Annotated in this window: 22 protein-coding genes; 1 reads left to right on the top strand and 21 read right to left on the bottom strand. The window is 68.1% G+C overall.

Going from position 1 to position 18,587, the window contains the following annotated elements:
• Positions 1-66: 66 nt before the first annotated feature.
• The 18 genes from ACIBN2_RS09205 to ACIBN2_RS09120 form a co-directional block, all read right to left on the bottom strand.
• Complete coding sequence (locus ACIBN2_RS09205; RefSeq protein ID WP_399133591.1) at positions 67-396, bottom strand: hypothetical protein; 330 nt, start codon at positions 394-396, stop codon at positions 67-69.
• A gap of 8 nt (positions 397-404) precedes the next feature.
• Positions 405-608, bottom strand: coding sequence for a hypothetical protein (locus ACIBN2_RS09200; protein WP_399133590.1), 204 nt, complete (start codon positions 606-608; stop codon positions 405-407).
• Between the two features lie 179 nt (positions 609-787).
• Complete coding sequence (locus tag ACIBN2_RS09195; RefSeq protein ID WP_399133589.1) at positions 788-1,141, bottom strand: hypothetical protein; 354 nt, start codon at positions 1,139-1,141, stop codon at positions 788-790.
• A complete protein-coding gene (locus tag ACIBN2_RS09190; RefSeq protein ID WP_399133588.1) occupies positions 1,138-1,566 on the bottom strand; it encodes a hypothetical protein in 429 nt (142 codons plus the stop codon). Before ACIBN2_RS09190 ends, ACIBN2_RS09195 begins: the two co-directional genes overlap by 4 nt.
• Positions 1,567-1,935 carry a hypothetical protein gene (locus ACIBN2_RS09185; protein WP_399133587.1) on the bottom strand — a complete coding sequence of 123 codons (369 nt, stop codon included), beginning with the start codon at positions 1,933-1,935 and terminating at the stop codon, positions 1,567-1,569. It lies immediately after the preceding gene.
• Positions 1,936-1,962: 27 nt separating this feature from the next.
• Positions 1,963-2,874, bottom strand: a complete 912-nt coding sequence (locus ACIBN2_RS09180) for an N-acetylmuramoyl-L-alanine amidase (RefSeq protein WP_399133586.1) — start codon at positions 2,872-2,874, stop codon at positions 1,963-1,965.
• A gap of 2 nt (positions 2,875-2,876) precedes the next feature.
• Positions 2,877-3,716: a hypothetical protein gene (locus ACIBN2_RS09175; protein ID WP_399133585.1), complete on the bottom strand. Its 840-nt coding sequence runs from the start codon at positions 3,714-3,716 to the stop codon at positions 2,877-2,879.
• A 58-nt stretch (positions 3,717-3,774) separates the two neighbouring features.
• A complete protein-coding gene (locus ACIBN2_RS09170; protein ID WP_399133584.1) occupies positions 3,775-4,014 on the bottom strand; it encodes a hypothetical protein in 240 nt (79 codons plus the stop codon).
• Between the two features lie 7 nt (positions 4,015-4,021).
• A complete protein-coding gene (locus ACIBN2_RS09165; RefSeq protein WP_399133583.1) occupies positions 4,022-4,780 on the bottom strand; it encodes a hypothetical protein in 759 nt (252 codons plus the stop codon).
• Entirely contained in the window at positions 4,777-5,592 is an 816-nt protein-coding gene (locus ACIBN2_RS09160; RefSeq protein ID WP_399133582.1) for a hypothetical protein, read from the bottom strand. Before ACIBN2_RS09160 ends, ACIBN2_RS09165 begins: the two co-directional genes overlap by 4 nt.
• Before the next feature lie 13 nt (positions 5,593-5,605).
• Positions 5,606-6,682 carry a hypothetical protein gene (locus ACIBN2_RS09155; RefSeq protein WP_399133581.1) on the bottom strand — a complete coding sequence of 359 codons (1,077 nt, stop codon included), beginning with the start codon at positions 6,680-6,682 and terminating at the stop codon, positions 5,606-5,608.
• 10 nt (positions 6,683-6,692) lie between these two features.
• Positions 6,693-8,162, bottom strand: coding sequence for a hypothetical protein (locus ACIBN2_RS09150; RefSeq protein WP_399133580.1), 1,470 nt, complete (start codon positions 8,160-8,162; stop codon positions 6,693-6,695).
• Entirely contained in the window at positions 8,162-12,871 is a 4,710-nt protein-coding gene (locus tag ACIBN2_RS09145; protein ID WP_399133579.1) for a phage tail tape measure protein, read from the bottom strand. Before ACIBN2_RS09145 ends, ACIBN2_RS09150 begins: the two co-directional genes overlap by 1 nt.
• Before the next feature lie 154 nt (positions 12,872-13,025).
• Positions 13,026-13,466 carry a hypothetical protein gene (locus ACIBN2_RS09140; RefSeq protein WP_399133578.1) on the bottom strand — a complete coding sequence of 147 codons (441 nt, stop codon included), beginning with the start codon at positions 13,464-13,466 and terminating at the stop codon, positions 13,026-13,028.
• A 7-nt stretch (positions 13,467-13,473) separates the two neighbouring features.
• Positions 13,474-13,944, bottom strand: a complete 471-nt coding sequence (locus ACIBN2_RS09135; protein WP_399133577.1) for a hypothetical protein — start codon at positions 13,942-13,944, stop codon at positions 13,474-13,476.
• Entirely contained in the window at positions 13,941-14,420 is a 480-nt protein-coding gene (locus tag ACIBN2_RS09130) for a hypothetical protein (RefSeq protein WP_399133576.1), read from the bottom strand. Before ACIBN2_RS09130 ends, ACIBN2_RS09135 begins: the two co-directional genes overlap by 4 nt.
• Before the next feature lies 1 nt (position 14,421).
• Positions 14,422-14,742: a hypothetical protein gene (locus ACIBN2_RS09125; protein ID WP_399133575.1), complete on the bottom strand. Its 321-nt coding sequence runs from the start codon at positions 14,740-14,742 to the stop codon at positions 14,422-14,424.
• Positions 14,739-15,077 carry a hypothetical protein gene (locus tag ACIBN2_RS09120; RefSeq protein ID WP_399133574.1) on the bottom strand — a complete coding sequence of 113 codons (339 nt, stop codon included), beginning with the start codon at positions 15,075-15,077 and terminating at the stop codon, positions 14,739-14,741. Before ACIBN2_RS09120 ends, ACIBN2_RS09125 begins: the two co-directional genes overlap by 4 nt.
• 72 nt (positions 15,078-15,149) lie before the next feature.
• On the opposite strand from ACIBN2_RS09120, the gene ACIBN2_RS09115 reads away from it, so the two are divergent.
• Entirely contained in the window at positions 15,150-15,377 is a 228-nt protein-coding gene (locus tag ACIBN2_RS09115; RefSeq protein WP_399133573.1) for a hypothetical protein, read from the top strand.
• Here ACIBN2_RS09115 and ACIBN2_RS09110 read toward each other — a convergent pair.
• Genes ACIBN2_RS09110 through ACIBN2_RS09100 form a run of 3 tightly spaced genes read right to left on the bottom strand, consistent with a single transcriptional unit; the run spans position 15,362 to position 18,561 of the window.
• Positions 15,362-15,829: a hypothetical protein gene (locus ACIBN2_RS09110; RefSeq protein ID WP_399133572.1), complete on the bottom strand. Its 468-nt coding sequence runs from the start codon at positions 15,827-15,829 to the stop codon at positions 15,362-15,364. The two genes, ACIBN2_RS09115 and ACIBN2_RS09110, sit on opposite strands and share 16 nt — an antisense overlap.
• Complete coding sequence (locus ACIBN2_RS09105; protein WP_399133571.1) at positions 15,829-16,374, bottom strand: phage head-tail connector protein; 546 nt, start codon at positions 16,372-16,374, stop codon at positions 15,829-15,831. The genes ACIBN2_RS09110 and ACIBN2_RS09105 overlap by 1 nt, the downstream gene beginning before the upstream one ends.
• Positions 16,375-16,386: 12 nt before the next feature.
• Positions 16,387-18,561, bottom strand: coding sequence for a hypothetical protein (locus tag ACIBN2_RS09100; RefSeq protein WP_399133570.1), 2,175 nt, complete (start codon positions 18,559-18,561; stop codon positions 16,387-16,389).
• Positions 18,562-18,587: the final 26 nt, after the last annotated feature.

Here is an 18,587-nt window from a genome sequence, read left to right as displayed (position 1 = left end):
CGGACACACGACGAAGCCGCCCCCGCCCGCTGCCGGTTGGCAGCAGAGCGGGGGCGGTCGCGTCGGTCAGGCGTGCGGCTCGACGGTGATGCTCTGCCCGTCCCAGCGCAGCGTGTCGCCGACGCTGGCGACTTGGGCGGGTTCGCCGTCGCGCTGGAAGGCTAGGCCACCGGCGCCGAGGCTGGCCTTGTAGCCGTGACGGCGACACCAGCGGTCGGGAATATCGAGGCGGACGCCGAGAGTGAGCCGCAGCGCGCCCGGGTCCATTCCGTCACGGTTGCCAGCGATATAGCGGAGCGAGGCTGCCATCGCGCGCAGGCGCCTGGACCGTCCCGCGCCGAAGGCTCGGTCCGCATCGCGTTCGTACTCCCGGGCCACTTCCCGTAGATCGCTCACAGTGCCCCTCAATCCTCGTCGTCGTACAGCGCAGAGAACGAACGCCGGGCTACGGCACCCGTGTACGCGTCGAGGTTCGCCCATTCCTCAGCGGTCAGCGGACGCGGATCCCGCAGACCCGCCGCGAAGCTGTCCGCCATGGCGCGGCCAAGAGAGGCGTACCGCTCGCTGGTGGTGGGCCTGCCAAGCAGGCGACGGATCAGACGATGCATACGGACAGCATGACAGACCGCCCCCGCTCCCCCACCGCTGTACGCGGCAAGGTGCGGGGGCGTTGGTCAGGTCTCGTCGTCGTCGGTCGGCGGCATGGGCGGCGGCTCCCGGAACGGGCGGGGCGATAGCCAGAACGGCGGGTCGTCTGCGTCCTCGGGCATGACTCGCACTCCAGTTCTCACGCGTCGACGTTGCGGAGGTAGCGGGCCGCGGCCTCCGTCATCGGCTCGGCGGCCGGCGGCTCGAGGCCGGCCTTCTTGATGTGGGAGACCAGGGAGCGGACCCGGTGCAGGAGCCAGCCGATCGCCTCGTCCTGCTCGCCAATGCGTTCCCGCTGCTTCTCGGCCTCGTTCTCCTGGCGTTGAACGCGCGCCTCAAGGCGTTCGATCGCGTTGCCCTGCTGTGTCGTGACTGCGAGGAAGTCGTCGCGGTTCTCTTGGCGCTTGGTGCGCCGCGCCGATCGGGCGGCCACGACGCCGCCGCCCGTGCCGATCAGTGCCAGCCCGGCCTGAATCCAGGTGTCCACCGTCATCTGTAGCCCTCAAGTCTCTTGGGCCGGGCGGGCTCGCGCCATCCGGCAACTACCAGTACCGGTGCAGCGATCGCCCCCCACACCACCGACGCCAGCCAGCCCCGCGGGTAGTCCCCGAGGATCCAGGCGAGGAGGTAGGACACTGTCCACGGCAGCACCATCAGCGGCAGCGCCAGAAACCCAGGCCAGTCCCTCTCCGGCGGCAGCCAGGCCGAGACGATTGCGATGAGCCCCGAGGCGACCCAGATCCAGCCCCACACGTCGAGCGGCATCATCTGCAGCAGGAGCCGCAGCCCGCGCAAGTCGGGCGCCGGGGAGGTGATCTGCCCGTAGCCGATGATTGCCCACACGATGCCGTAGCAGAGGAGGATCGCGCCGCGGCGGCCCAGCGCAACACCGAGCCGCCGGACCACCCGGCGCGGCACTCAGACCGCCTGGGGCGCCGCGGGCACCGGCGCGGCTGGCTTGGGTGCGACGACCTGAGTGCGGGACCACAGGCCGATCGCGACGCTCACCAGGGACAGCCACAGCGCCTGGTGGTCGGCGTCGAGCTTCAGGCCGAAGCCGACGGCGGCGGCGACGAGGGCCTGAGCCAGGTTGAACACGGCCGCACCGATGGAGTCGTGGGCGCTGACGGCGATGAGCAGAGCGACTGCACAGGCGGCGACGGTGTTGACCGTGGCCTGCTGCGTCTGCGTGGCGTGGAAGACGTAGGCGGAGGCGAGCTTCACCAGGATGGAGATGAAGGCCAGGACCGCTGCGGGCTCGCGACCGAAGATTCTGTAAGTGGGCATGGGATGAACCTGTTCTGCGAGTAGGGGTCAGGCGATGACGGTGAAGCCGTACTTGTCGCCGAGCTTCTTGAGGCTGGTCATGCCGGGGATGCCGTCGGCGGCGGTGCCGCTGTAGCCGAGGTGGCGCTGCCACTTGGCGTAGGCGTCGACGGTGGCTGTGCCGAAGTGGCCGTCGCTGTACGCCTTGGCGAGCAGGCCGGCGTTGACGAGGGCGGCTTCGACGGTCTTCACGCCCGTGTAGGTGACCGGCGTGCCGGACGCCTTCGGGTTGGACTTGGCGGCGGCGACGAGCTTCGACAGGTCGACGACCGGCTTGCTGGGCTTGGGCAGCGGCTTGGGCTGCGGCTTCACGCCGAGGCGATTGGCGACGCGAGCGCGCATCGAGTCCATGGTGTAGCCCTTGGGGTCGATCTTCCCGGGCTGCCATTCGAGGTGGCCGATGACCGACAGGGCATCCCAGTCGTGGTGGCGGCAGATCGCCGCGGACACCTTCTCGATGGCCAGTAGCTGGGCGGCAGGCCAGGGGTCGCGGCCGTCGCCGAGGTTCTCGCACTCGAAGCCGTAGAAGTGCCGGTTGCCGTCGACCGTGGCTTCGTTGTCCGTCGGGGCGCTCCGTTCGGCGATGACTGCGGCGAGGACGTCGGGGTCGCCGAGGCCGGCGTGGTTGGCGCGGCCATTACCGACGAGGTGGACGGTGCCGTCTTTGGTGATCACGCCGTGGCAGAGCGGGCCTGGGAGGTCGGATCGGCCGTCGTAGCAGATCTTCACTGTGGCTGTGGCGCCGGAGGTGACGGTGTGGTGGATCATCACGCCGTTCACGGGTCCCCAGGGGCCCTTGCTGTTGCGGTTGTGGTGCTCCCAGTCGCCGACCTCGACGACGGTGACGCCCTCGTCTCGCAGCGCGGTGAGGATCTGGGTTGCGGTCATCGGGGTGGCCATGGTCAGGCTCCGTTCACGTTACTGCCGGGCGCCCACGGCTGCATCAGACTCGCCAGCTGCTGGGCGAGAGAAGCCGCCTCAGCCAGCTGAGAATCCGGAGCAGGAGTGGGCGCCGGGGGAGGGGTGGGCACCGTGGCCCAGGCAGGGACGGTGACGTCGCCTTGCTGGGAGAGCAGCCACTGCAGGTTGGCCGCGGTGTACCAGGCACTTCCGCGCAGGCCCCAGGACTCGCCCCAGCTGTTGTCGATACGGAAGGCGAGCCGGTCGGCGTCGTAGGCGGAGATGACGTATTCGTGGCCGCCCGCCACAGCCGACTTGCGGTCGACGATGACGTAGCCGTCGGGGTCCGTCTCGAACATGGAGTCCAGCCAGACGGTGCCGACCATGACCGGCCCGGACTGCAGCGCCGACTTGAGGGCGTCGAGGCTGAACGCGTGGCTGTACGAGGCCGCTAGGCCCAGCTTCTTCAGGGCCTTGGCGGCGCCGATGCCGGAAGAGCCGGTGTCGTCCGGCGGGTAGGTGCCCTTGATGCTGTCGAGCTGCGTGGCGAGCTCGTACACCTGCAGGGCGAGGGCCTCGTCGACGGGCATCACGTTGCTGCCGATCTCGACGGAGGTGAGGCCGCTGCGAGCCGAGGAGTCGGTGCAGACGAGGCCCGCCGCGGCGTTGCCTGTGCAGGAACCGATCTGCCCCTGGTCGAAGATGGGTGCCCGGCGGGTCCAGTCGACGGACTTGATGGCCGTCTTGGGCAGAACCCCGGCCGCGAAGGCGAGGGACCGCGGGTCGTGCTGTACGTGCCGGCCGAGTCTCGGGTCGGACGGCTCGAAGGAGTGCGTGTGCAAGGGCCCTCCCGGGCATGAAAAAAGGCCCCGGAAGGGGCTTGCTGGTGGCGCGAGTGCGTCAGGACGGCGTCATGGTCCGGGTCGTGTACGCGTTGTAGCCCTTGAAGGCGCTCACGTTGTAGTAGCGGGGCGCGAGGAGGTCGACGAGGGCCTGCAGGAGGGCGTCGCCCTCACTCTCGGTGGAGGGGCCTTCGACGGAGATCGACACCTGGAAGCCCGTCACGGAAGTCGCGTTGAGATGGCCGTTGACCGTCCACGTGGTGTCACCGGTCTGTGTCTGCGGAGTGTCGAGAGGCATGCTGCTCCTAGGCGATATAGGTGGTGACGATGACGATGCCGGCCGCCCCAGAAGCTCCAGCGATCGCCGCCTGGGAGGCTCCGAGTGAGGCTCCTGACGCGCCGCCGCCGTAGGGGTATCCGGAGAAACCGCTGGTGCTGGTCGCGGCTACGCCAGTCGCACGCCGCATGTTGGCCAGGTAGGCAGGTCCGCCGTTGTTGCATTTGATGGGCGTGCTGCTGATGACCTGGCCGTTTCCCCCGTCGCCACCAGCCATGCGGAAGTCGCCGCCGGTCCCTCCGCTGCCACCGTTGGAGGCGCCGACACTCGCCAGGGCGGTGCTGGATGAGCCGCTGCTGCCTGAGCCGCCGAGGGCGGTGATGAGGGTGCCGAAGCTGCTGGTTCCGCCATCGCTGCCAGCGTTTGCGCCCGCCGTGCCACCGTTTCCTCCTGCGCCGACGGTGACGGCCTGACTGGTTCCGGCGGTGGCTGGCGTGAACCATCCGGCGGCGTATTCGCCGCCTCCGGCGCCGGGTGCGCAGGCGGCCTGGCCGGAGACGGTGGCGCCGCAGCCGCCGGATCCGCCGCCGCCGCCCTGCACCTGGACGTGGACCATGATGGCGCCTGCGGGTCTGGTCCAGGTGCCGGAGCTGGTGAAGATCTGCCGGTCGACGTTGCCGATGATGATGCCGTCGGCGGTCGTGGCGAGGGTCTGCAGGTGCTCCCACAGTCTCGTGTGATCACTTGACTGTGGGTAGGTGATGCCCTTGGAGGTGTTGGCGGTCATGACGAGGTACGCCTCCAGGAGATCGAGACAGTGAAGGCCGCGGACCAACTGCCGCGGCCGGCGAGGTGGATGTAGGGGTCGTCGCTGCTGATGCTGATGCCGATGCCGCCGCGGGTGCCGTCGATGAGGGCCTGTCCCCAGGAGGTGGGCAAGGTGAAGGTGGTGGAGTCGCCGATCTTCAGCGAAGGTCCGGAGGTCGATTCGTTGAGGGTTGGCGCGCCCCCGGGCCGGGTGGTCTGGGAGATGAGCCGGAGGGTCGCCGAGCGGGCCGAGTAGTCGCCTGCCGACAGCCGTTTGATCTTCACGGTGGCTTTGGTGCAGGTGGCCCCGTTCAGGGTGTGGGGCTTGGAGCCGTAGAAGGCGGCCCCGGTGCTGCGGCCGTAGGAGGATCCGCCGTAGCGGCCCTGGAACAGATCGAACGAGTTGGTCGGATCCCCGTCGGAGCGCCAACTGCCGTCCCGGTAGCAGGCCGTCGACACCGGCACGCAGGTCAGGGTGCCGGTCGTAACGGTCGGCTTCGGTGCGGGCGGCGGGTCCCCAGTGTCCACCGCGGTGCTATCGGCCGGCGGCGGAGTCGCCGGTGTGGACGTGGGCGCTGCCGGGATGACGTTGGTGATGTAGTAGGTGCTGCCCAGGCGGGCGGCTAGGACGATGTTCCCGGCGGCCACGGTCAGCCCGGTGGCGACGCGGGCGGTGACGGTGATGCCGCCGACCTTGACCAGGCAGGCCCCCGATGATGCCGCGGTCTGGGCGATGCCCCGCGTCACGCCGGTGCCTGCGAGGGAGACGCGTGTGTCGGCGAAGTCGGCCACCGGCCCTCCCCTCTTACAGGACGCGGACGGTGAGGTTCATCTCGCCGGGCGAGTAGGGCAGCGACATCGTTTCGATGACGCACGGCGCGCTGGTGAGCCCGGCGCCGGTGACGGCGACGATGTCGCCCGGCACCAGGCCCGGGTGTGGAACGAGGGTGACGTCCAGCTTCCGGAACGCCTGCCGCCGAAGCATCGTCAGTTTGGCCTGCGCCGCGGTCCGGCATTGGGCGACCGTGGTCAGCAGGGACGACTGGTAGGTGTACGGGACGGGCAGTGGATTGAACGGTCCGCCGTAGCGGTACGGCGAATCGCCGAGGCCGTCGTAGGCGACGCCTTGGATCTGGTTTCCGTTGGAGTCTTCGCCTTGTGCGACTACGCAGTTGAAGGCGCCGTCGCGGGTGGTGGCGCCCTGCCAGCGCACGACGGTGCCGGTGTCGCGGTCGTCGGTGATGGTGAGGACTGGGGAGCCGCTGTCGGTGACGGGTTCGATGAACAGGAACCCGTCTTCGGTGACGTAGGAGTCCGCGGCCCACGCATCGAGTACTTCGGTGACGGCGGCGAGCCGGTCGGAGTCCCATTGCATGCCCAGGGGTACGGCTCGGTCGATGAGCGTGCCGTCGAACATGCAGGTGAGTGCCGGTTCGACGAGGGCGCGGATCACGGAGGCGAGGGTGTCGGTGCTGGATGGCTGGAACGGTGCGACGAGGTCAGCCTCGTCGATGAGGGTGAGCAGGCCCTGGCAGTTGACGGTGACGGTGGCGTCGTCGGTGCTGCTGTCGGTGATGAGGAACCAGCCGCGGTTGATCCATTCGAACTGGCCGCCGACGTCGACGCCGTAGTCGATGCGGAGCATCTGCCCGAACGCGGCGAGGGGGTGTGCGGGGTCGGTGCCGGGGTCCCAGTCGAAGCCCTGGTCGCGGCGCGGCACGGTGAGGCTGATCTGTTCGGGGACGGCGAGGGAGCGGTCGCGGGACTCGCTGCCGTCGGCGATGGGAATGTTGTCGGCGATGAGCTGCCCGTCGAGCCAGGACTCGGCGCGCATCGACATGGTGTGGCTGCCCAGTACGACCGCGAGCGCGGTAGTCGACATGTCGAGCATGTCAGGGTCCGAAGTCGTACTGGGCGATGTCCAACAAAGTGCCGGCGAAGAAGGCGGAGATGTCGCTGAGGATGGAGAAGTTCGCGGCGATGTCGGCGAGCGTGAAGCCTGCCGCCTCGAGTACGTCCGGCCAGTCGTCGGACTTGTAGACGTTCAGCTGGAACCAGCGGAACTCGTCGTACCAGTTGGGGTCTTCGCTGTCGTCGGTCAGCGCGTAGGTGCCGTCGAGTCGCTCGAGCGAGTTCTGCTTGCGGACCAGGATGATGCCCTCGGTGGCGTTGTCGAGGACTCCGTTCAACGCGTCACCGTCCCCGTCTGTCTCGGTGCGGGCGACGATGGTGCCGGAGCGGGCCGAGCGGGGTTTCCCCTGGACGATGATGCGCCCGTTCACGTTGAACTGGGTGGTGTTCCGGTCGCGTTTCCAGCCCAGCGGCGCCTCGATCTTGACGGCCGCACCGACGCCACGGATCGCATCCGAGATGACGTCCGACGTCACGGTGGAGGTGATCGGGCCCGAGTAGACCGTCCACTGCTGGCCGAAGAGATCGGTGAGGACGGCCGCGTAGTTCATGGACACGCCGAACGGCTGCTCGGCATCGACCCGCAGCAAAGTGGCCTGCCCGGTGACGTCGATGTTGCTGGCCGCCCGCACTGGGGTGAGGGTGGTGCCGACCTGCCGGTACAGGGTCGCCGAAACGATGTTGTCGCCCGCCAGCCCTGTCGCGCTGACGAGGTTCCTGGGCGGGAAGACGCTCTGTGCACTGGCGTTGACGTCGCTGCTCGCCTCGCGCACGCGAAGCAGGGCGCCTACACCGGTTGCCGCTGCGGTCAGGGTCGTGGTGACGGTGGGGGCCTGCGTGCCCGAGCCGGCGGTCACGGACGACTCGGCCATCGTCAGCCGGCCGCCGTTGCCGCTGGTGATGGCATCGCCGAGGTGGGAGGTGGCGGTCGCGAAGGTGATGCCGGTCGCTGTGACGGCCCGCGCGGTCGTGGATGCGGTCTGGGTGTTCCATGCGTAGCCGAGGACACAGAAGTCGCCCGCAGCCCAGGTGAGAGATGTCGAGCAGGCCGCCGAGAACGACGTGTCGGAGACGGTGTCCTCGCCGAAACTGATGGCCCACCGCCACCCGGTCCCGGCCGTGCGGGACAGAGTGAAGACGCGGGCGCCGATCAGCGACCCGGACGATCCGGACGGGATCGCAGTCGTTGGCGCACCATCCCCGCCCACCAGAACGCGGGTGAAGAAGGTCAGCCGGCGCGGGCCGGTGTTCAGCCCGAACGTGCCGCCGCCGCCGGTGAAGGAGCCGACCAGCGACCAGCCGGACGGTGTCGACGGCACGTTGAGGTTGGGGTGCGCGGACACGACTTGCAGGACAGCGAGCTGCCCGGCCGCCGCGCCTGCTGGAAGGGCAGGGGTGACGGTGTCCGTGTGCTGCGCCAGCGTGCCAGACGCGCCGTAGGAGATCGTCACTAGTTCCGCCTCCCCACCTTCGCCCGGAAGGCCGTCTTGGTCTCGGACTGCCTGACGGCGGGCTTGACGACTCCCTGGATGACGCCGAGGAGTTCCCCGGAGTCGAGGACCAGCTGCCCGGTGAGCTGTTGCGGCTGGCTGGCCTGCTGTTCCAGGGCTGCGGCGAGCCGCTCCCACAGGTCGTCCTGCGTTGCCGTGTTCCGGCCGCTGGCTGCGGTGGGGACGTAGCGGCGGCGCATGGACACGCCGGTGGCGGTGTCGGCGAGCCGCTGGGTTGCGGCGCCGACGAGGTGGCTGTGCAGGTCGATGCCGTGGGCCATGCCGAGGACGATGTTCTTGCCGACCTCGTCACGGAACACACCCGACGGGCTCTTGATCTTCAGGGCCTTTTTGATCTGCTTGACGAGTTCCTTCGCCAGGCTGGCCATCTGCTTCTCAAGCGACTTCTGCTGCGCCTTCAGGCCCGCCAGGAATCCCTTGCCCGCGTCCTTGCCGCTGTCGTACATCAGGTCGGCCATCGTCTTGCCGAAGCTGCTGGCCAGACTGCTACCGCTACTGATCAGCTTGTTGAGCTTGCCGATGTCCGTCGTGGTGACGTTCTTCTGGCCGAGGATGGTCGCGAGCTGGCTGCCCGGACCGGCATCCGACAGAGCCTGCAGGAGGCCCTTGCTGGCACCCCTGGCCTTCAGCGACTTCGACAGGGCGACGAAGTTCGAGGCGGTCTTCTGCTGCCCGGTCATCTGCGACAGAAGGTCGCCGACGCTCGTCGCGGACGTCCCCGAGATGCTGAGGAAGTCCGTGATGTTGGACGCCTGATCGGACGCGTACTGGTTCGCCGCGGCGATCGTCTTGGCGATGCTGTCCCGCTTGCTGGCGAGGGATTCGAGCTTGGTGCCCTTCTTCTGGATGCTGGACGCAGTCCGGTTGTAGCCCGCGTTGAGCAGCTTCGTGGCGAGGGACTTGATGGCCGAGGCGATCGCCGACGACGTGCCCGTCGAGAGGGTCTTGAGCAGGCCGGTGGCGATCGTGTTGGCGACGGACGTCTTCGCCGAGCGCCGCGCGTTGGCGAGGCTGATGTTCGCTGCCTTGAGTTCCTTCTCGGCGGCCTGCAGACGCTTCTCCGCTGCGGCGAGCCCCTTGTGGCGGCGCTTGGCGCGGGCGACGTCGCCCTTGGCGTCCTCGACCTTCCGGTGGGCGCGGCGTTCCCGGTCGGCGGCGTTGGAGATGGTGCCGGAGACGTAGCCGGGCAGTTTGATGCCGTTGGCCTTGGCGAACTGCATGGACTGCGGGTGGCTGAGGACGTCCTCGCCGCCCTTGAAATTGACCAGCTCCGGGCCGCGCTCGCCGACCCAGGCGAGGCCCTTGGCTGCGCCGTCGGTGCCCTTGGCGTACCAGTGCGGACTACGCGACAGCCAGGCGCCGTAGGCGGCCATCGGGCTGCCGTAGCGGGACGCGATGTAGTTCAGGCCCCACTTGATCTGGGTGGCCGGGTTCGTCTTCCAGTCGCCACCGGCCGACGCCATCTTCGATGCGGGCAGCGACTGCGGGATGCCGTAGGCACCCGAGCTCCTGTTGAGGGCACGCTCGTTCCAGCCGCTCTCCCCGGTCCATAGCTGCTTCAGGGCGGACCAGTTGGCGCCGGTCCAGCCGCGGATCGCGGCCAGTTGCTCGCCGATCTTCTGGTTCTTCGACGAGCCTCCGCCTCCGCCGCCGAGTCCGAGCAGGCCGAGGATGTCCCCGCCGAGCCCGCCGAGCGCCTTGAGCGCCTTGCTGGGCAGGGAGGAGATGGAGACGAGGCCCTTCTTCGCGATCGCCGCGAGCGCCTTGGGTAGCGAGCCGAAGACCTTTTTCGCGATGGCGGTGCCGCCGGTCTTCGACATGCCCTTCATCAGGCCGGTGACGAGGTGGCCACCGATCGACATGAACACCCGGGAAGGCGAGCGGATACCGAAGAAGCGCTTCACCGCGCCGACGATCGGATCGATCATCGTCTTCTTGATCCACGACCCGATGCCGCGGACACCGCTCACGATGCCGTTCTTCAGGCCCGAGATGAGCTGACCGCCGCGAGACTTGAGCCACGACCCGGCGAGCCGGAAGCTGCCGGTGAGCGGGTTGATGACGTGCGACTTCGCCCACGAACCGAGAGACCTGGCGATGCCGGTGATACCTGCCTTCAGACCGGAAATCACCTGGCCGCCGCGGGACTTGAGCCAGCTGCCCGCACCCGCGAACCGGTTCAGGACCGGCGCGATGATGTGGTCGACCGCCCACTGGCCGATGGTCTTCGCGATGTCCGTGATCCCGGCCTTCAGCCCGGACACCACAGCGCGGCCGCGACTGATGAGCCAGGAGCTGGAGCGGGCGAAGCGATTCAAGAACGGCGCGATGATGTGGTTGAACGCCCACGTACCGATGGCCTTGGCGCCGGCAACAACCCCATCCTTCAGGCCGGTGACGACGGCCCGGCCGCGGCTGATGAACCTCTCGCCGATCTTGGCGAAGGGCTTCACGAGCCAGCCGATGATCCGGCCGATCCACTCGCCGATCGAGCCGCCGACCTTCAGGATGCCGCTGCCCAGCCCCTTGATCAGGCGCTCTCCCGTGGCGGCGAACCGGCCGACGTAGCCGAGGATGTTCAGGGCCATCTTCCCGATGAACTCGGACACCTTGCCAGCCGAGCCGGGGAAGACGCGGACGAAGCCTCTGACGATGCCGTCGAGGATGGCCTTGCCGAACCGTCCGATCGGCTTGAGGACTTTGCCGAAGCCCTTCTCGACCCAGCCGCCGAGCTTCCCAAGGCCTTTCAGGAGCGGCTCGAACACCTTCAGGAACGGGATGTGCTCGAAGATCTTCCCGAGACCTCCGGCGAGCCGTCCGATCGGGATGACGCTGATGACGGCGATGATGGTGTCCAGCCAGTGCTTCTTCCAGAAGTCCAGGCTGAACAGCGGGTCGAACAGCGAGGTGATGAAGCCGATCGCGAGGGGGATCGCGGACGCACCGAACCCCTTGCCGATCTTGACGAAGTCCAGCTTGAGGAAGATGTCGGCGATCTTCTTGGTGAAGTCCGCGGCATGCTTGCCGACCCAGCCGATCGCGTTCCCGAGCCCCTTGCCGAGGATCGGGCCGAGCTTGTCCCACTTGACGCCGGTGATTCCGCCCGTAACGGCCTTCCGGATCGTCTCGCCGAACTGCTGCGCAGCGCTCTTCGGTGCCGCCTTCTGTGCCTTGATGAGCGGAGCGGCCAGCCCAGAGCCGCCGTGCGGCATCGGAGCCAGCGCCTTGCCGTGCACGCCCGTCGTCGGCGCGACCTGGCCGACGCCGAAGTGCGGCATCGCCGCCAGGGCGCCGGCTCCCTTGGCCGACGTCTGCGCCGAGCCGAGGTGCGGCGCGCCCGTACCAACGCCGAGGATCGTGGTCGGGAACTTGTCGATCGGGTTCTTCGCGGCCTTGGGCGCGCCGCCGGTCAGCCCGGTCAGGAAGCCGCCAATCGTGCTCTTGGCATCGTCGAAGCCCTTCTTGATGGCGCCGACGGGGATGAGGTTGGCCATGGCCCGGCCGAAGCGGCTGGCCGCGGGCAGAGCTGTACCCGCGAGGAATTTGATGAAGCTCGTCACCGGGGGCAGCACCTTCGTGCCGATCCGGATGCCCATCACCTCAAGGTTCGAGGTGAGCAGGTGCCATTGGGCTTCGGCGGTCTTGCGCTGCATCTTGACCGCGGCGTCGAACCTGCCCGTCGACCGGTTGATCTGGTCCTGCTTCTTCTTCAGGACGTCGAGGTTGTTGAGCATGAGGAGGATGCCGCTGGAGGACCGGCCGCCGCCGAACGCACGCGACAGCAGCTGGGATTGCTTCGACGCGGACAGGCCGCTCTTGTCGAGGTGTTCCTTCAGAAGGCCGATGGCGCCGATCAGGCCCTTGGGCCCGCGCATCGCGTCGGCCAGGTTCAGCCCGGTCAGCCCGATCTTCTTCAGCTGCTTCTCGGCCGCCCCCGACGGGGCGCCGAGCAGAGAGAAGCTCATCCGCAGCCGGGTGGCCGCGGACGCCGAGTCGATGCCCTCATCCGTCATCAGTGCGAGCGCGGCGCCGACCTGCTTCATCGACAGGCCGAACGTCTTCGCGCTGGGCAAGATCCCGGTGCCGATCGCGGCGTTGAACTGGTCCATGCTCATGTTGCCGGCGCCGATGATGGCGTTCACCGTGGAGACTGCCTCATGGAACGAGGTGGCGCCCTTGATGCCGGTCCGCCAGGCGCCCGCGAGGGCGTTGGTGGTCTCTTCGAGGTTGGCGTGACCGACGGCCGCGAGGTCGGAAGCCTCTTTCAGCGCCTTCATCGCCTGCACGTTGTCCATGCCGACGGACTTCAAGTGGTACAGCGACTCCGCCAGATGCTGCGGGCCCTGCTGGGTGCTGGTACCCAGCTTCAGCACCTGATCCGACAGCGTCTTGACGTCCTTGGCGGTGCCGCCCGCCTGCGTGGCGATGCGGGTCATCTCCGACTGGAACTCGGATGCCGACTTCGCGCCCTCGACCAGCGCCGCACCGAGCCCGACGGCGATGGCCTCACCGGCGAGCTTCGCGGTCCGGCCCAGCTTCGACAGCGTCGAGTCCGTGGCTCCGGCGGCCCGACCGATGTGGTTGAACGTGCGGGAAGCGGCATCCCGGGCGATGAGGGTATAGATGATGCCGGACGAGCCCATGCCCATGACGCCCTCCCCTCAGTCAGCGGGCGGTCATGGCCAGGTGCAAGGCCGGCTCAGGACTCTTCGTTCTGGGCCGCCTGCTCTTCTTCTTCCTGGATCTGGTAGAAGATCTCCCACTCGGCGAGCTCCCGGGCAGAGACCCGGCGGAGCATCTCCGCTACGGAGCAGTGGAAGACGTCTCGGGCAAGGACGAAGTAGAAGATTCGTCCGCCGTCGACGCTCCGGAGTTTCCCTCCAGCGTCGCCTTCTCTTCCTCGGACAGGCCGGAGAGGCGGGCGGCTACGTCGTACAGCTTGTCGAGGACGGCGCCGTTCTTCGCGCCGAGCGCAGAAGCGTCCTGGTCGGTGAACAGCCGGTCGCCGTTCTCGTCGATGAGGCACTTCACCAGGAGCTTGGCCCGCATGCCCTCCTGGATGAGGACCGCCTCCATGCCCTTGCCGTCGAAGGTGGGCCGGAACTCGCGGATGCTGCCCTGGAAGGCGTCGAGTTCGTCGCCGGTGAGACCGCGAATGATGGCCTCGTCGCCCCACTCGGGGACAGGGACCTTCTCGATCTGGATGTCGTCTACGGCGAGAATGCCGTCACGGGACAGGGCCATGGTGCTCCTAGGAGATGTCTCTGGAAATGCCGTCCAGGACGCGGCTGACGGCCCGACGGGAAGCCGGGCCTGCCACGCGGAGGGCGCTGTAGAAGTAGGGGTGCGGGGTCTGATTGACCCAGACGTCATGGCCGAAGACGGGATGCCGCCAGCGCTTCTTGCCCTCGACCATCGACGGCAGGGACTTCATGTGGCTGGGCATCTTGCGGCCGTCCACGCGGATCGCCACACCGGCTTGACGGCCCGCCGTCTTCAACTCCAGCCGAGTCGCCCGCGATAGGGCGCCGCGCAGACCGGCCGGGCTGTAGCCGCGATTGGAGGGCACGTTGCGGATCGCCGACCGCACCCGCGGCACGAGCGGCGCCGCAGCAGCCCGCAGCTCCTTCCGGAACCGCTTCTTGAGCTCCGGGTTGTCCATGCCTCGCAGCTCGCGACTGACGCGCTGCAGGTCACCACTCCGCCGAAGCTCGATCGTCACGGGATGGTGACGTTCTCGGCCGGGACGTTGGTGATGGCGAACTGGAACGTCATCGACGCCGGGTTCTCCACGTCGCGAGACTTCGGCACGCCGGTCACCTTGACGGGGAAGACGTCCATCTTCTGCCCGGTCACGTCGCCCTCGGGGAAGATGACGATGTAGCCGGCGGTGTCACGCGGCATCAGCGTGCGCGCGTCCGACGAGTTCGACGACGCGTACAGCGTGACCGAGGAATCGTCCGCAGTGATTCGGCCCGGGATCTTCTTGACGAAGCGGGAGCCCAGGTCCGGGGTGTCCTGCTGGTCACTGTTCGTCGCGAACCCGGAAACAGCGGACACTTCCGCCGTCAGATCCGAGCCCGCGTTCAGCTCGGCCCGGGTCGGGCTCGCATAGCTGGAGATCGTGGCGACCCAGTAGTAGCGGGTCGTACCCGGCGGAATGTACCGGCTGGTGGCGGCGATCGGCGTGGCGACCATGTCAGTTCTCCTCGTCCTTCTTGGTGGCCCTGGTGCGCGACCGCGCCGGCCTGCTGGTGGATGCTTCCTCCGACTCCGGCTCCGGCTCCTCGGAAGCGTCGGGGTCGGTCTCCGGCTGGTCTTCGGTCTTGGCGTCCGCTGCTTCCTCGGCGGCCCGCGCCTCGGCCTCTGCCTGCGCCTTCAGCGCGGCCCGCTTGTCCAGCTCCTCGGCCGGGACGCGCTGCCAGCCTGCGGCCGTGTAGTGCGGCATGGCGTCCCTGGGGACCTCGATCTCCTGGTCCTTCGGCAGGGTCGGGTGCCGCATGACGATGGTGTCGCTCACGGGACCCTCACCACCGCGACGGTGACGGAGGCGGTGACCGAGTAGTTGATCGTGGCGAGACCGGTCGTCGGGTCCGCGTACAGGTTGTAGATCAGCGGGATGATGCCGATGCCGGTGGTCGCGGCCACGCTGAACGTAGAGTCGGCGACCGCGAGTCGGCCGTCGACCTGCGCCGGAGTGGCCAGCGTGACCGTGCACGCCGCCGCGTTGGCGTTCTTGACGTACAGGAACGTGCCGCTGCCACAGGCTGCGGTGTCCCCGTTGGCGGCGGCGACCGGAACGGCGCCGATGTCGAGCCCGACGTTGGGTACGACCTGGGTAACGAGCGCGGTCATCGCGCCTCCTTCTTCTTGACCCGTCTAATCGGGGGTGGGACGATCCGCGCCTACCGCACACAGGGGGCAGGAATGGACACGAACGACACGCGAACCGAGGCTCAGACGCCGTCCGTTGGCAAGGCATGGGCGTGGGCACTGATCTTCACCGGCGTGATGACGGCGATCGGATTCACCGCCTGGGACTCGCTGTCAGCGGCCCCGTCCTGGTTCCACGCCCTGTTCGGCTTCCAGCTGCTGTGGGCTGTCGTGGGCATCGTCAACGCCCACAAGAAGGCCGCCGCTCAGGTGCCGGAGTAGGCGTCGCACGAGACGTCGAACATCACCGAGGCCTGCGCGCCTTGCTGCGTCTGCGCCTGGTCCAGGCTGTGCGAGGAGATCATCGCCCGCATGACAGCGCCCCCCAGTCGCCTATCCGCGGCGATGGCCGCGCCCGCTTCGGAGAACAGCTCGTAGGCGCGCTTCCGGGCGCTGGCCATGTCGTCGCTGCCGCGCAGGACGGCGATGACGCAGCGGATGGTGAACTGCTCGCGATCCACCTGACCGCTCAGCCCTTCGGTGAGCAGCGTGGACTCGGCGCCATTCTCGTCGTCGCCGCCGGTCCAGCCGACAGAGACGACCTCCATGCCGGTGGTCTGCGACGTCGACGGGCCGTCCTTCACGATCACCTTGTCGCCGCCGATCCGGGGCCATCCCTGGAACGCCACCACCAGCGCGTCCAAAGCGGCGGGGAGCTTGGAAGACCAAGGCATCAGGCCACCCCCGGCAGTTGCGAGCCGAGCAGCTCGATCGCCCGCCGCGGGACAGCGAAGCCACGGCCCGCCATGTAGGTCTCCGCGTCGCCCAACTGCACGCCCATCGTGCCGCGCTGGGTCTCCCACAGATGCTGAATGATGATCAGCCCAGCCAGACGGTAGTTCGCCGGAACCGCCGCCATCCCGGCCTCATAGGAGACGAGGACCGTGCCCGTTATCGACGGGCCGGACAGCACCGTCACCAGGCCGGTCGACGGATCCACGTGCATGGTCGGCATCCCGGCCGCCCAAGACGTCACCCCGTCCAGCGAGGTCACACTGGTCAGTGAAATGACCGGGACCGAGTTGACGAGAAACGACGTGGTCGCCTTGGCGAAGTCCAGCTGGTCGACGACCGTGCGCTGCTCGACGACCTGCCCCAGCTGCTCCTCCACCACGGCGGTGGCAGCGTCGATGTAGGTCTGCAGCTCGACGTCGTCCTTCGTCTCGGTCGGGCCGATGTTCAGCTGGGCCTTCGCCGCTGCCAGGGTTACGAGCGCCACGACAGTCCCCTCTCAGACCGCATACCAGCCCCACGAGGTGCCGTTGTAGAGGGCTTGGACGCGGAGGGTCTGCCCGGTGGTGACGGTGGCGGTGGTGGCTCCGGTGCCGCTGCTCGTGTAGATCAGCTGGCTGGACGTCGTGCCGATGGTCAGGGTGTTGCTGCCGACGTTCTTGAAGACGTACTCGGTCGGACAGAACGACGCATCAGGCAGCGTCCCGGTGAAGCCCGCCGAGGTGGTGTCGCACACCAGCGTGCGATCGATCGGCGAGCACGTGAACGCGCCCGTCTTCCGCTTGATCGCCCTGGGGACCTGGCCGTTGACGAGCTCGATACCAGTCGGCGCCGAGACGGACACCCCCGACTCGGTGAACAAGCCCGTCAGCCGAACCCGGCCGAGCGCCGAATTCATCGCCGCCGTGCTGCTCCCCGCCACATTCGGAGTGCTGTTCTCCGTACTGAGCTGATCTATGTCGATGATCGGACCGATGCCGGAAGACCCCGCGCCGTAGATATACAGCTCGTTCACGCACGCCTCGATGCTGGCGCTGAGCACCTTCATCGCATGCACGGAGCCGACCGAGCTGGCGTAGGTGCCGACAGCGACCAGGCCAGCCCAGCAGTACAAGGCCATATAGCGGTCCATCACCGCATGCTCGGTGAGGAACATCGCGTAGGTGTAGCCGCCTCCGCAGGAGATGTTCCGGGCGATGACATGGTCATTGTTGCCCGGCGCCGGCAACGCCATCCCGATCGACAGCCCGGTACCGAACACGCCCGGCGAGTTGTAGTCCGCGGAGGGGCTGGCAACCGTGCCGAGCGTGCCGAAGCCGACGTTCTCGACGTAGGCGTTGGCGACACCCCACAGGTTCAGTGCCCCATAGGTGAGACCGAAGGAGCTGTGCGTCGTCAGGATCGACAGGTTCTTGACGACGACCTGCATGTTGCTGAAGTTCGCGCCGACGCCATACCCGCTGGCCTCGTTGGGGCCGCAGATGACGGCAGGATTGCCGTGCGCGTTGATGTCGGCGGTCTGCGCGCTCGTCGACGAGTACACCCCGGCGGAGATGATGCACGCACCGCTGAACTGCGGCTCGCCCTGCTGCCAGTGCCGAACCGCTGCCGCACCGTCGGTCGGCCCCAGGAACATCAGCGTCTTCTTCTGCCCGCTGGTGGCGACAGACCCGAACGCGATCTGTCCATTGCCGCTGTGAGAGCTGTTCAGGGGCGCCGCGTTCATGTAGCCGCCCGGCGGGAACCACACCGCGGCCAGCGGGTTGCCGGCGTTCAGGTAGGACATGGCCGCATCCGTCGCGGCCTGAAGCGCCGTGCCGTCGTTCGTACCCCAGACGACCTTCGCCGCCGTGAGGTTGCCGCCGGACGCGTTCGCCAGGGACAAGGTGACCTGGCTGGCGCTCTGTCGGGACTGCACCACCGCGACCAGGCTCGTGACGCCGGACGCGCCGGCCCCGTTGACGATGACCGTCTTGTTGACGATGTCCGTCTCGAACTGGCCCGAGGCGCTGGTGAGGACGGCGCTGCCCGCGAGCATGGCCCCGTCGATGACCACCTTGGAGTCGTGGCCCGTGGTGTAGTCGGTGACGTCGAAGACCCACGGCTGCAACCGTCGATACTTGCCGGCTGCATCAGAGATGGCCGCGGCCAGGGCGTCGCTGGCTGCGCCCGCACCGTCGAATGAGCTGGCGGCTGCAACAGCGGCCGTACCGAGGCCGAGGTTCGTGCGGGCGGCCGGCTTGTCCTCCAAGTCGGCCAGGTTCTGGCTCTTGGCCAGGGAGCCTGCTCCGACCGAAGAAGCGTCGACCAGGGTCGCGTAGCTGCCCACCACTGGGTCCGGCACGATCACATCGGCCAGGATCACGGTCGGCGACGCCTTCGGCAGGCTGATGTGCCGCACCCACGACGGGGCATTCGACAGCACCGCCGTCACCGTGTACGTCCACCCCGACGGCGACATCCCGACCACGTCGTTCGCGGCCAAGGTGATGCTGAACGCGCCGTCGACGAGCTTCGCCTCGCGGGTGCCGCCCAGCAGGACGTCCTGCCCGGCCACCGTCACCACATCCGGTCCGGTGAACAGCAGCTTGCCCTCGAACGGCGTGCCGTCAGGAAGCGTCAGCGGCTTACCGGAGGAGACCGTCACACCATCCACACCAGCAGGCAGCGCCACGACCCACCTCCGATCAGCCGAGCAGT

The sequence above is a fragment of the Streptomyces sp. NPDC050534 genome (assembly GCF_044457745.1).
Lineage (GTDB): Bacteria > Actinomycetota > Actinomycetes > Streptomycetales > Streptomycetaceae > Streptomyces.
This window is presented reverse-complemented; position numbering and strand designations above follow the sequence as displayed.